Raw genomic sequence first — 12,882 nt, forward strand, 5'->3', positions numbered from 1 at the left:
GGACATCTCCGGCGCACCCGCCGTGCCGCATCCCTGAGGACGGGCGGGACCTGGGATACCGTCACTGCTCGGGGAGGGGTTCCCAACCTCGGGACGAGGGGGTGGACGCGGTGTTCGGTCCGAGGACACGCACCAACCGCGCCGCTGCCCTGCACCGCAGGGCGGAGGCGACGGCCGCCGCGGCGGCCGCCATCCTCGACGAGATCCGGCCCGCGCCGGCCGACCAGCGCCGCCAGTACGAGTTGGCGGACCGGCTGCGGTCCACGGCGGCTCTGCTCGCACCGGGCTGGGCGGGGGCGTCACTGGAGACGCTCACCGTGGCGGCCCCTTCGGGCGAGGGTCCACCGCCGTTCGTCCGGGTGGGCATGGCGGCGCCGCTGGACGACGCACGCTTCCCCGCCCTCGTGCCGCTGCTCGGCACCGGCCATCTGACGATCGACAGCGACGCCCGGGATCCACGAGTGGCGGGGCTGCTCCGGGCCGTGCTGCTGCGCCTGCTGGCGGGCACGCCCGCCGGTTGCCTGCTGGTCCGCGTCGTCGACGGGACCGGCGCCGCAAGCATCAGCACCACCACCGTCGGCACCGCGACCGGCGCGCGAACGAACACGGTGCCCGGCGCAGGACCGAGCACCGCCACCGCCGCGCGCACGGCCACGACCAGCGGTACAGGCGCGAGCCCGGCCGCGACCACCGACACCAGCGGCACCGGCACCGGACGGGCTGCACCACCGGATGGCACGTTCGCCCCGTTCGCCGGGCTCGCGGACGCCGGCCTGCTGCCCCCGCCGGCCACGGACGTCGCCGGGCTGCGGGCCGTGCTCACCGAGGCGGAGCAGTGGGTGTCGCCGGGCAGTGGCCGGCCGCGCCGGCACGACCGTACGCTGCTGCTGGTCGTGGCCGGGTGGCCGGAGGCGACGGGTCCGGCCGATCTGGATCGGGTCGAGGCGCTGGCGGCGCGGGGTCGGGCTGCCGGCCTGCACCTGATCGTGGCCGGCTGGCCACCGGCCGGCCCGTACGCGACCCGGGCTCCCCTGCCGCAGGCCACCCCCCTGGCCATGCGCAACGCGTACGCGCTGCTGGGTGACCCGCCGGGTAGTTCCCTGGCGGGTCCGGGGGCGGAGCCACCCGGCGGGCTGAACTCCCCCGTCTTCGTCGACGACGATCCGCCGTCGGAGCTGGTCGACGCCGTGTGCCGACGGCTGGCCACGGAGATCGAGGCCGGTTCCCGGCTCAGCCTGGCCGACCTGCTGCCCGACCCGACCGCGCCACTGTGGGCGGTGGGCTCCGCGGAGGGCGTCTCCACCACGGTCGGGGACGCGGGTGGTCGTCCGGTGACCGTGGGATTCACCGAGCTGACCCCGCACTGGCTGGTCAGCGGGCGGTCCGGGGCGGATCGTGCCGCGTTCCTCAGCAACGTGCTGCTCGGCCTCTCCGCCCGGTACGGCCCGGACGAGTTGGTCCTGCACCTGGCCGACCTGGGTGACGGCGAGTCGTTCGCGGAGTTCCTGCAGACCGAGCGGGACCGGTCCTGGGTGCCGCAGGTGCGGTCGGCGGGGATGGCCGCCGACCGGGAGTACGTGCTGGACCTCCTCGACGAGCTGACGGCGGAGGCCCGTCGCCGGGAGGAGGCCGGCCAGCGCGCCGGTGGGCAGCGGTTCGCCGGCCTGCGTGAGCACCAGGCCCTGCCCCGGGTGGTCTGCGTGATCGACAATCTTCCGCTCCTGTTGGCCGAGCGGGACCGGCTGGCCACCGACGCGGTCGCCCGGCTGGACGCCCTGGCCCGCTCCGGTCGGGCGTACGGCGTGCACCTGGTCCTGGCCGGGGAGGGCGGTCTCGGGATCGCCGGCGGGCCGACGACCCGCGACTCGATGCTCGGGCAGTTCCCGGTGCGGGTGGCGCTGGCCGGCGGCGGTCCGGTGTTGGAGCCGAGCAACGACGCCGCGGCCGGGCTGCCGGTGGGCAGTGCGGTGGTGAACACTGCGGGCGGCCTGGGCGGTCCCCGGGGTGCCACCCGGGGGCACGAGCGGATGGTCCGCTTCCCCGACCCGCACGAGGCTCCGGAGACGATCGGGGAGCTGCGGCGCAGGCTCTGGACGGCCCGTCCGGAGCGGTCGGCTCCGCCGGTCGTCTTCGCCGGTTGGGCGCGCCCGTCGTTGCGTAACGATCCGCACTACCGGGCGGCCTTCGCGGGACGGGCTCGGGGACCGGTGGCTCTGCTGGGGCGGGCGGTGGATCTGTCCCGGTCGACGGTCATGGTGCCGCTGGGCGCGGGTGCCGGCCGCAATCTGGCCGTCCTCGGCCCGGGGGCGGAGGCGGTCGCCCTGTTGGCCACCGCGGCCCGTAGTGTCGCGGCGCACCACCCACCGGGCACGGGACGGTTCGTGGTGGCCGCACTCGCCGCCGAGGCGGCACCGGTGGCGGACTCCCTCGCGGCGGACCTCGCCGGCCAGCACCGGGTGGAGCGTGTCGACCTGCCGGGACTGCTCGCCGCCGTCGACGCCGAGGAACCCGGTTACCTCGTGGTCTTCGGGTTGGACAGGGTCGCCTCGCAGGAGCGACCGGCTGACGGGCCTGCCCCGCAGGGGCGGCCGACGGACCGGCGCGCCGCCAACGAGCGGCCGGCGAACGGGCCTGACACGCGCGATCGGCCGGCCGACCCGGCCGCCGTTCACGAGCTGCTGGCGGACCGGCTGCGGGTCCTGCTGCGGGACGGCCCGCCCGCCGGCCGGCATCTGCTCGGCTGGTGGCGCACGGTGCCGCCGTTCACGGCGATGGCCCGGGCCGAGGACGATCTCGACAAGCTGGCCGCCGTGGTCGCGGTGGACGTGCCGGGAGCCCAGCTCGCGGCGCTGTTCGGGCGTCCGGTGCAGTGGCGTCCCCGGCCGGGCCGGGCGATGCTCTGGGACGGCCCGGACGAGCGGGGCGTCCTGCTGGTGCCGTTCGCCGGTCCGGGCGGTGACGCTCCGCCGTCGACGGGCCCCCCGACGGAAGCCGACACCACGCCGGGAGGCGGCACCCCGACGGAAGGCGGCACCGCGACGGGGGCCGCCGGTGCCACGGCAGGGACCGACGACGGGGAGGGCGAGTGAGCCGGGAGTCGATCAGCGTCGTCGCCGCGCCGCCGGCTGCGGGGCCGGTCCGGCAGCGGACCGGCGTCGACCCGGTGCCCGCCGTCGACGGCGCCGCGGCGTGGACGGAGTACGTCGCCGCCGCCCGCCAGCTCGACGGGGTACGCCGGGGCGCGGCGACCGCCGCGACAGAGCAGGCCCGGGCGGTGCAGGCCGCCCGCGAGGAGCTGACCGGGGTACGCGAGCGGCTGGCACCACAGCGGTCCCGGCTGCGCGAGTTGGGCGTACCCCCGATCGTGTTGGCGCCGTCGCCGCCGGAGTTGAGCGAGGCGGCCCGGGAGATGGTCGGCGGGCCGACGGCGGTGTCGACGGCCCTGCGCGCGGCGCGGGAGTGGGCGGACGGGGCGGACGGCCTGTTGGCCGGGCGCGGCCGGACCGGTGCGGGGACCTGGCCGCCACGGCTGCGCAACCTGCTGGTCTACGGGCCGCTCGCGCTGGTCGTTCCGCTGCTTCAGGTGCTGCTGTACGCGACGACGGGTCCCGGTCCGGCGAGCGTGGTGGCCCTGGTGTGCGGGCTCCCGATGCCTGCGGCCGCCTTCGTCGTGGGCTGGATCGGCGTGGGCCGCCTCTTCGGCGAGACCTCGGGGACGGCGGCGGCACACCACGCCGGACGGAACGCCGAACGGCCCGCCGGTGGGGCAGCGGCGCACGGTGCGGCCCCGGTCCGCCCGGCGGGCGACCCGGCCGTGCTGACCGGCGGTGGTGCCGTGCCCTCCGCTCCGGGCGGGCGGGCCGGTGCCCCGGCCGGCAGCCCGGTGGACCGGACGCCCCGGTGGGGGGTCCTGGTGTGTCTCGTCCCGGCTGTGTTGACCACCGCCGGGCTCGTGCTGGCGATGCTGGCCGGTTGACCAACAGGGCCGTGACCGGCCGCGCGGCCAGGGGCCGGGTACGACGACGCCGGGGCGACCGCGTGGTCGCCCCGGCGTCGGATTGCCCCGCCGGTCAGCGGGGGATGATCAGGGCCATCGCCTCGGCGCGGGACTTGGCGTCGTGCTGGAGCACGCCGCGTACCGCGGAGGTGATGGTCTTCGCTCCGGACTTCTGGATGCCGCGCATGGCCATGCACATGTGCTCGCATTCGAGCACGACCACGACGCCGCGCGGGGCGAGGCTGCTCATCAGCAGGTCGGCGATCTGCGAGGTGAGCCGCTCCTGCACCTGGGGACGGCGGGCGAAGACCTCGACGAGCCGGGCGAGCTTGGACAGGCCGGTGATCCGGCCGTCCGGCCCGGGGATGTAGCCGATGTGCGCGCTGCCCCGGAACGGGAGCAGGTGGTGCTCGCAGAGGCTCATCACATCGATGTCGCGGACGAGCACCAGCTCCTCGTGGTTGGCCTCGAAGGTGGTGCTGAGCACCTGCGCCGGGTCGACCCGCAGGCCGGCGAAGAGCTCGGCGTACGCGCGGGCGACCCGGGCCGGGGTCTTCACGAGACCGTCGCGGTCGGGATCCTCGCCGACGGCGATGAGGATCTCGCGTACGGCTTTCTCGATGCGGGCCAGGTCGACGGACTCCTCGACCGGGCGACCGGTCAACTTACCGTTGACCAGCCGCGCGGCGAGGTAGTCCAGACCGTCGGTGTCGGGCTCGGTCGACGAGGCACTCGGGATCGGTGCCTCGTGACCGGGCGTCGGGTCGGTGCTCAGTGCGTACCGTCCGAGTTGTTGGAGCCCGGCAGGCCGCCGCCGACGGAGGCACCGTCGGCCTGGGCCTGCGCCTTGAGCGCCTCCTTCTCGGTCGGCGTGAGGACCGGGGGCTCGGTGGAGGGCTGACGCTTGCCGAAGCCGTTGTAGGGGGCCATCGGCGGGCGCTTCACCACGCGGGCGCAGATCCGGGCCATGTCGGCGGTGGAGAGGGTCTCCTTCTCGATCAGTTCCAGGACGATGTTGTCCAGGACGTCCCGGTATTCCACCAGGATCTCCCAGGCCTCGTCGTGGGCCAGCTCGATCAGCGCCCGCATCTCGTTGTCGATCTCGGCGGCCACCGCGTCGGAGTAGTCCCGCTCGTGGCCCATGTTGCGGCCGAGGAACGGCTCGTCGCCGCTGGTGCCGTACTTGATCGCACCGAGCTTGGAGCTCATGCCGTACTGGGTGATCATCGCGCGGGCCAGCCCGGTGGCCTTCTCGATGTCGTTGCCGGCGCCGGTGGTCGGCTCGTGGAAGACCAGCTCCTCGGCGGCCCGGCCGCCCAGCGCGTACGCCAGGGTGTCGACCATCTCGGCGCGGGTCTGGGTGTACTTGTCTTCCGTCGGCAGGACCAGCGTGTGGCCCAGCGAGCGGCCACGCGACAGGATCGTCACCTTGTGCACCGGTGCGGCGTGCGGCAGCGCCCAGGCGACCAGCGCGTGCCCACCCTCGTGGTACGCGGTGATCTTCTTCTCCTGGTCGCTCATCACCCGGGTGCGGCGCTGCGGGCCGGCGATGACCCGGTCGATCGACTCCTCCAGGGAGTCGTTGGTGATCGCCCGCTGGTCCTTGCGGGCGGTGAGCAGCGCGGCCTCGTTGATCACATTGGCCAGGTCGGCGCCGCTGAAGCCCGGGGTGCGCCGGGCCACCGAGTCGAGGTCGACGTCGGGGGTGAACGGCTTGCCCTTGGCGTGCACCCGCAGGATGGCCTTGCGGCCCTCCATGTCGGGGGCGTCCACCGGGATCTGCCGGTCGAAGCGGCCGGGGCGCAGCAGCGCCGGGTCGAGGATGTCCGGCCGGTTGGTGGCGGCGATCAGGATGACCCCGCCCTTGGTGTCGAAGCCGTCCATCTCGACGAGGAGCTGGTTGAGGGTCTGCTCGCGTTCGTCGTGGCCGCCGCCCATGCCGGCGCCGCGGTGGCGGCCGACGGCGTCGATCTCGTCGACGAAGACGATCGCCGGGGCGTTGGACTTGGCCTGCTCGAACAGGTCGCGGACCCGGCTCGCGCCGACACCCACGAACATCTCGACGAAGTCGGAGCCGGAGATCGAGTAGAACGGCACCCCCGCCTCGCCGGCGACGGCGCGGGCGAGCAGCGTCTTACCGGTGCCGGGCGGGCCGAAGAGCAGCACGCCCTTCGGGATCTTCGCGCCCAGGGCCTGGTATTTCGCCGGGTTCTGCAGGAAGTCCTTGATCTCGTGCAGCTCCTCGACGGCCTCCTCGGCGCCCGCGACGTCCGCGAAGGTCGTCTTCGGGGTGTCCTTGGTGATCATCTTCGCCTTGGACTTGCCGAAGTTGAGCACCCGGGAGCCGCCGCCCTGCATCTGCGACATGAAGAACAGCAGCAGGAGCACGAGCAGCGCGATGGGCAGCAGGTTGACCAGCAGGCTCACCCAGACGCTGTCGGACGACACCTTGGTGTCGGCCGGGCCGGTGATCCGGTTCGCCGCCTTGGCCGCGAGGACGTCGTTCCAGACCTCGTCACCGACCTCGTACGGGAACTGGGCCTCGATCCGGTCGGTGGTGGTGTCACCGAACTTGGTCTTGTTCTCCAGGTCCAGCTGGAGCGTCTGCTCCTTGTCCTGGAAGACCGCCTTCTTGATCTTGGCGGTGTGCAGCTGGTCGAGCGCAACGGAAGTGTCCACGCGGTGGTAGCTGGGACCAGCGGTGAACAGCTGACTGAGCACAACGGCGCCGAGGATGACCAGGATGATCCAGACCACCGGTCGGCGGAAGAAACGCGTACGTTCCATGCTGTTGTCGAGCGCCGAGACGCCCGCATCCTCCTGATCGACGTCCTGACCGTCTGAATGGCTGTCGCCGCCGCGGCGGCGGCCGGAGCCGCCGTGCGGGCCGGCCTCGACCCCGGGACGCGTCACTGCCGCGTCACGGTCACTCGACGGTACACCGTGTGCGCGACATGTGGCCTTGCGAGGCCAGCAGTTACGCGTAAGGCGAACCGGGTTTCAGCCGGCGTGGCGTGGTTTCCCCGCCCGGCCACCCGACCGCCCGGTCACGCGGGTCGAGGGGTCGGACGTGGAGGGTGCGTCCACACCACCGGCCTCTACCGTAGTCCGATCAGCTGAGAGTGCGCTGAACGTCCGCTTGACGGGCACCGCGCCGCGCCCGTCGGTCAGGCGCGGGCGTAGACCTCGGGCTTGAGCACGCCGACGTAGGGCAGCTCGCGGTAGCGCTCGCCGAAGTCGAGGCCGTAGCCGACGACGAACTCGGTCGGGATGTCGAACCCGACGTACTTCACCGGCACCGGGACCTTGATCGCCTCCGGCTTGCGGAACAGGGCGACGACCTCGACGCTGGCCGCCGACCGCGACTCCAGGTAGCGCAGCAGCCAGGACAGGGTGAGGCCGGAGTCGACGATGTCCTCCACGACCACCACGTGCCGGCCGGCGATGTCCCGGTCCAGGTCCTTGAGGATGCGCACCACGCCGGAGGAGGTGGTGCCCTGGCCGTACGAGGAGATCGCCATGAAGTCCAGCTCGACCGGGGGGCCCTGCCGGCCGAGCGCCCGCGCGAAGTCGGCCATGAACATGACCGCGCCCTTGAGCACGCAGACGAGCAGCAGCCCGTCGACGTCGGCGTGATCCGCCGACACCTGCTTGGCCAGCTCTGCGGTCTTCTCGCGGATCTGCGCCTCGGAAATGATCACGTGGTCGATGTCGGCGTCGTACCAGGAGCCGTCAGCCATGGCTCCTAGCCTGCCGTACGCCGGATGTCCGCCGTCGGCGGGGCCGCCTCTTTCGGGGCCGGCCCCGCCTGGCATTTCTCGCGCATACCGACAGCAATCAGGTCAGCAGGTGCGGGACCGCCACCGGCGGCCGCCGTCGGTGGGCTTCCAGTCCGCCGAGTCCCGGGTGTCGGCGGTGAGGCCGGCCGCCGAGGCGGCGGCCAGGAAGAGCAGGAAGAGCAGGAGCAACAGGGATTCCATGGCGGCGCTCGCTTTCGCAGGCTTTGGGATGCTTTCGCCGCCGGTGCGCACCGGACTTGACCCAAGTCTGCGCCCCCGCCGGGCGGCGGGACAGTGGCAGGAACGCCACTGCACCTCGATTTCCTGCCACCCGAGCGGTTACCCTCGTCACATGCTCCGTTCCGTCGCCGTCGTCATGATGGACCAGGTGGTCCCGTTCGAGCTGGGCGTGTTCGCCGAGGTGTTCGGCACCGACCGCACCGACGACGGCTTCCCCGGCTACCGGTTCGACGTCTGCGCCGCCGACGGCGCTCCGGTGCGTACCTCCTCCGGCTTCCTCGTCACCCCGAACGCGGACCTGACGCCGGTCGAGGACGCCGACCTCGTGGCGGTCCCCGGGCACGACGGCGCGGTCGCACCGCCCGAGGTGCTGGCGGCGCTGCGCCGGGCGCACGCGCGCGGCGCGTACGTGCTCAGCGTCTGTACCGGCGCGTTCGTGCTCGGCGCGGCGGGGCTGCTCGACGACCGGGAGTGCACCACCCACTGGCGGCACGTCGACGAACTGCAGCGCCGCCACCCCCGGGCCAGGGTCCGCTGCGACTCGCTCTACGTGGCCGACGGCCGCCTGCTCACCGGCGCCGGCACGGCCGCCGGCATCGACGCCTGCCTGCACCTGGTGCGCCACGAGCACGGGTCGGCAATCGCCACCCGACTCGCCCGCCGGATGGTCGTCCCGCCGCACCGCGACGGCGGCCAATCACAGTACGTCGAGGCACCCATCCCGAAGGCCCCCGAGGCGCCCACCCTGGAGCCGGTCCTGGCGTGGCTGGTGGGTCACCTCGACCGGCCGGTCACCGTCGACGAGCTCGCCGCCCGCGCCGGGATGACGCCGCGCACCTTCGCCCGCCGGTTCCGCGCCGAGACCGGCACCACCCCGCACGACTGGCTGACCAACCAGCGGGTGCTGCTGGCCCGGCGGCTGCTGGAGGAGACCGCGCTGAGCGTGGAGAGCGTGGCCGGCCGGTCCGGCTTCGGCGACGCTGCGGCGCTGCGGCACCACTTCGCCCGGCGGGTCGGCACCACCCCGCACGCCTACCGCACCACCTTCCGCGACCGCGTCGCCGCCTCCTGAGCCTCCAGCGTGCTCCACTCCAGGCCGGCGACCTGGCGGGGTCACCGTGAGCCGGAAGCCCCCATGTCGCCGGCACGGAGTCGATCACCCGAGCCGGCCGGGGCGGCGGCGTGGGCGCAGCCGGCGCGACGTCGGTCAGCCGGCCGGGCCGGCCGCGGTCAACCGGCCCGCGCGGCGGGCCACCCGCAGGCCGCCGGGCAGATGGACGTCGCCCTGTCCGTGCCAGGCGGTGACCAGGGCGTCGAGCGCCTCGACGTGCCAGTGCGACAGCGCGGCCGGCGACGCGCCCAGCTCCCGGGCCCAGGCGTGCAACACCCGGGTCCGCACGGCCGGGGCGAGCCCGGCCAGCGCCGCCACCACCAGCCCGCCGCCTGGGGCCCGCACGCCGGCCGGACCGTCGACGGCGGACGAGCTGCCGGCCGACGAGGTCGCGGGCAGGGCGGCGGCGGCCAGCTCGTCGAGGGCCGCCGCGTCGGCGGCCGCCAGGCGGGCGGTCCGGGCCAGGTTGTCCACCACCCCGGGGCCGAGGGCGCGGACCAGCGCGGGCAGCGCGTCGGCCCGGACCCGGGCCCGGGCGTACGACGGGTCGGCGTTGTGCGGGTCCTCCCACGGGGTGAGGCCGAGCGCGGCGCACGCCTTGCGGGTCTGCTCGCGGCTCACGTCGAGCAGGGGCCGCAGCAGCGGCACCCCGGCCAGGTCCCGCCGGGGCGGCATCCCGGCCAGCCCGCGCGGGCCGGCGCCCCGGGCCAGCGCCAGCAGCACCGTCTCGGCCTGGTCGTCGCGGGTGTGCCCGGTGAGCAGGGCAGCGGCCCCGTGCCGCCGGGCCGCCTCGGCGAGCGCCTGGTAGCGCGCCTCGCGGGCCGCCGCCTCGGGGCCGCCGGGGCGGCCGGCGACGTCGACGCGTACCGCCTCGGCCGGCGCGAAGCCGGCCCCGGCGGCCCAGGCCGCGACGTCGGCGGCCCGCCGGTCGGAGCCGGCCTGCAGCGCGTGGTCGACGGTGACGAGGCCGACCGGGCGGCCCAGCCGGGGCGCGACGAACGCGGCGGCGGCGGCCAGTGCCAGCGAGTCGGCCCCGCCCGAGCAGGCGACGAGCACCGGCCCGGCCCCGGGCAGCCCGGTCAGCGCGCGGCGGACCGCGAGCCGGACGGCGGCGACCGCCGGGGCGAGCGCGGGCATCGGCGTACGGTCAGCCGGCGGTCGGGGTGCCGGCCGGTCCGTGCACCCGGGCCACCCACGCGTCGGGGTCGCCCAGCTCGTCGAGCCGGGGCAGGGTCAGCGGGGAACCGAAGATCTTGTTGAAGCCCTCCATGCCGACGCGCTCGACGACGCCGTGGACGAACTTGCGGCCCTCGGCGTACTGGCGCATCTTGACCTCGACGCCGAGCAGCCGGCGGATCGCCTTCTCCAGCGGGTTGCCGGTCTCCCGGCGCCGGTTGAACGCGGCCCGGATCGACTCGACGCTGGGGATGACCTGCGGGCCGACGCCGTCCATGACGAACTCGGCGTGCCCCTCCAGCAGGGTCATCAGCGCGGTGAGCCGGTCGAGCACGGCCCGCTGGGCGGGGGTCTGCACGATGTCCAGCACGCTGGCCCGGCTGTCCGGGTCCTTCACCGCGTCGGAGAGGGTGGCGACACCCCGGCGCAGCCGCTCCAGCAGGTGCTCGCCGCCCTGCGAGGCGTCCACGAACGCCTGCACCTCGCCGAGGAAGTAGGCCCGTATCCAGGGCACGGCCGTGAACTGGGTGCGGTGGGTGACCTCGTGCAGGCAGACCCAGAGCCGGAAGTCGCGCGGGTCGGCCCCGAGCTTCCGCTCCACCTCGACGATGTTCGGCGCGACGAGCAGCAGCTGGCCGGGGTCGCCGGAGAAGACCTCGTACTGGCCGAGGACCCGGCCGGACAGGTACGCCAGCACGGTGCCGGCCTGCACTCCGGTGAGCCGGGAGCCGACCGCCTCGGTGAGCGGGCCCGGCCGCTTGTCGCCGGAGAGCCGGCTGACCAGTGGGGTGATCACCTCCCGCAGCCCGGCGATGTTGGTGGCCGCCCAGTCCCGGCGGTCCACCACCCGCACGGGCGGGTGGACCACCTGGGACCGCAGCCCCGTGTAGTCGGCCACGTGCCCGGCCGCCTCGTCGGTCAGCCGCCGCAGCTCGGAGACCACCTCGGTGGCCTCGGCGTACGACACCCGGGGCCCCGACTTGCCCAGGGCCCCCGCCGTCGCGGCGGCCAGATCCCAGTCCACGAACTGCGCCATGCACCCACCGTACCCGCGCCGGAACACCCCCACCTTTCGGTGATCGGAGGACATACCACCGCGGACCGGTCAGCGGCAGCCGCAGCGGGCCAGGGCGGACGTGACGCGGTCGAGGGCGCGGCGGGTGTCGTCGAGGCTGCCCGCCGGGGCCTTGTCGGCGAGCACGGCGAAGGTGAGCAGCCGCCCGTCGGCCGTGGTGACCAGCCCGGCGATGGCGTGCACCCCGGTCAGCGTGCCGGTCTTGGCGCGGACCACGCCGGCCCCGGCCGTCGTGCCGTCCGACCGGTACCGCCCGTCGAGGGTGCCCGACCAGCCGGCCACCGGCAGGCCGCCGAAGATGCTGCCGAGCTCCGGGTGGGAGCCGTCGCCGGCGATGGCGATCAGGTCGGTCAGCAGGGAGGGGCTGATCCGGTCGCTGCGGGACAGCCCGCTGGCGTCGGAGAGGGTGATCTCGTCGGCGGGCAGGCCCAGCTCGCCGAGGACGATGTCCATCGCCGCCGCGCCGCCGGCGAAGGACGCCGGCTGGTCCCGGGCCAGCGCCACCTGCCGGGCGAGCGCCTCGGCGATCACGTTGTCGCTGTCGGTGATCATCATGTCGACCAGCCGGATCATCGGCGGGGACTCGACCTTGCCCAGCTCGGCGCCGGGGGCCGGGGCCGCGCCGGTCGACTCGCCGCCGGAGGCCGGCGCGGTGCCCCGCTTGACCTCGGCGGCGGCGCCGGAGAGCCCCAGCAGCCGGGCGAAGGCGCGGCCGGCGGCGAGGTCCGGCTGGGGGCTGCGCTGCGCCCAGCCGTGGCTCGCCTCGAAGTTCTTCTTCGCCGCCACCGGGTCCACCCGCGCGCCGTCGGTCATCAGCGCGCTGATCGCCGCGCCGAACCCGCCGGTCGGGATGTCGGCGTCCCAGCCGGGCCCGTAGACCGGGCCGGGGAAGAGCGAGGAGTCGACGGTGACCCGGGTCGGCACGGTGCCGCCGAGGGCCTTCCTGACCTGCTCGGCCAGGTCGTCGAGGCGGGCCGCGCCGGGATAGAAGCCGTCGCCGTCGACCGCGAGGGTCGGGTCGCCGCCGCCGACGAGCACCACCTCGCCCGGTGCCGCGCCGGCCACCGCCCGGGTCGGCACACGGTGGTCGGGGCCGCGGGCGGCCAGCACGGTCACCGCGGTCGCCAGCTTGGTCACCGAGGCGGGCACCGTGGCGTCGTCGCCGCCCCGCGAGTAGAGCGACCGGCCGGTCGTCACGTCGGACACGGAGACGTTCACCCGGTCGCCCAGCTCCGGGGCGGCCAGCAGCGGCTCGATCGCGGCCTTCACCCCGTCGGCGGTGGGCTCCGGGGCGTGCGCGTCCGGACCGGCGAGGACCGGGGTCGGATCCGGCTCGACGACCTCGGCGTCGGCCCGGGAGGTGTCCTTGCCGTCGCCGAGCCAGCCGGCGACCGGGCCGGGCCGGACCACCGCCAGGCCGGCGCCGACCAGGGCGAACAGCAGCACCACGGCGAGCACGGCCAGCGGGAGGCGGCGTCGGCGGGCGGGCGACGGGTCGTACCCC

General features: G+C 75.0%; 10 protein-coding genes. 3 read left to right on the forward strand and 7 right to left on the reverse strand.

What is annotated here, in order from left to right:
* Nucleotides 1–101: 101 nt before the first annotated feature.
* Nucleotides 102–3,089, forward strand: a complete 2,988-nt coding sequence (locus tag LPU61_RS11215) for an FtsK/SpoIIIE domain-containing protein (protein ID WP_229404855.1) — start codon at nt 102–104, stop codon at nt 3,087–3,089.
* Nucleotides 3,086–3,976 (forward strand): hypothetical protein, encoded by an 891-nt coding sequence (locus LPU61_RS31860; protein WP_374199642.1) that lies wholly within the window; start codon nt 3,086–3,088, stop codon nt 3,974–3,976. The genes LPU61_RS11215 and LPU61_RS31860 overlap by 4 nt, the downstream gene beginning before the upstream one ends.
* 94 nt (nt 3,977–4,070) lie before the next feature.
* Here LPU61_RS31860 and folE read toward each other — a convergent pair whose 3' ends face one another.
* The 4 genes from folE to LPU61_RS11240 form a co-directional block, all read right to left on the reverse strand.
* The gene (folE, locus tag LPU61_RS11225; RefSeq protein WP_043964986.1) at nt 4,071–4,736 is read right to left on the reverse strand and encodes a GTP cyclohydrolase I FolE; all 666 of its coding nucleotides are present in this window, start codon (nt 4,734–4,736) and stop codon (nt 4,071–4,073) included.
* Between the two features lie 32 nt (nt 4,737–4,768).
* Complete coding sequence (ftsH, locus tag LPU61_RS11230) at nt 4,769–6,784, reverse strand: ATP-dependent zinc metalloprotease FtsH (protein WP_043966385.1); 2,016 nt, start codon at nt 6,782–6,784, stop codon at nt 4,769–4,771.
* A 380-nt stretch (nt 6,785–7,164) separates the two neighbouring features.
* Entirely contained in the window at nt 7,165–7,737 is a 573-nt protein-coding gene (hpt, locus tag LPU61_RS11235; RefSeq protein WP_043964985.1) for a hypoxanthine phosphoribosyltransferase, read from the reverse strand.
* Between the two features lie 102 nt (nt 7,738–7,839).
* Entirely contained in the window at nt 7,840–7,977 is a 138-nt protein-coding gene (locus LPU61_RS11240; RefSeq protein WP_176734168.1) for a hypothetical protein, read from the reverse strand.
* A gap of 151 nt (nt 7,978–8,128) precedes the next feature.
* Here LPU61_RS11240 and LPU61_RS11245 point away from each other — a divergent pair, with 151 nt between their 5' ends.
* Entirely contained in the window at nt 8,129–9,088 is a 960-nt protein-coding gene (locus tag LPU61_RS11245; protein ID WP_229404856.1) for a GlxA family transcriptional regulator, read from the forward strand.
* Nucleotides 9,089–9,223: 135 nt separating this feature from the next.
* Here the strand turns inward: LPU61_RS11245 and tilS are convergent, their stop codons facing one another.
* The 3 genes from tilS to dacB all read right to left on the reverse strand — a co-directional run bounded on the left by tilS (nt 9,224) and on the right by dacB (nt 12,836).
* Nucleotides 9,224–10,264, reverse strand: coding sequence for a tRNA lysidine(34) synthetase TilS (gene tilS / locus LPU61_RS11250; protein ID WP_229404857.1), 1,041 nt, complete (start codon nt 10,262–10,264; stop codon nt 9,224–9,226).
* A gap of 10 nt (nt 10,265–10,274) precedes the next feature.
* Nucleotides 10,275–11,339: a zinc-dependent metalloprotease gene (locus tag LPU61_RS11255; RefSeq protein ID WP_229404858.1), complete on the reverse strand. Its 1,065-nt coding sequence runs from the start codon at nt 11,337–11,339 to the stop codon at nt 10,275–10,277.
* 69 nt (nt 11,340–11,408) lie between these two features.
* Nucleotides 11,409–12,836, reverse strand: a complete 1,428-nt coding sequence (gene dacB / locus LPU61_RS11260) for a D-alanyl-D-alanine carboxypeptidase/D-alanyl-D-alanine-endopeptidase (RefSeq protein ID WP_229404932.1) — start codon at nt 12,834–12,836, stop codon at nt 11,409–11,411.
* Nucleotides 12,837–12,882 lie beyond the last annotated feature (46 nt).

The sequence above is a fragment of the Micromonospora sp. NBRC 110038 genome (assembly GCF_020884815.1).
GTDB lineage: Bacteria > Actinomycetota > Actinomycetes > Mycobacteriales > Micromonosporaceae > Micromonospora > Micromonospora haikouensis.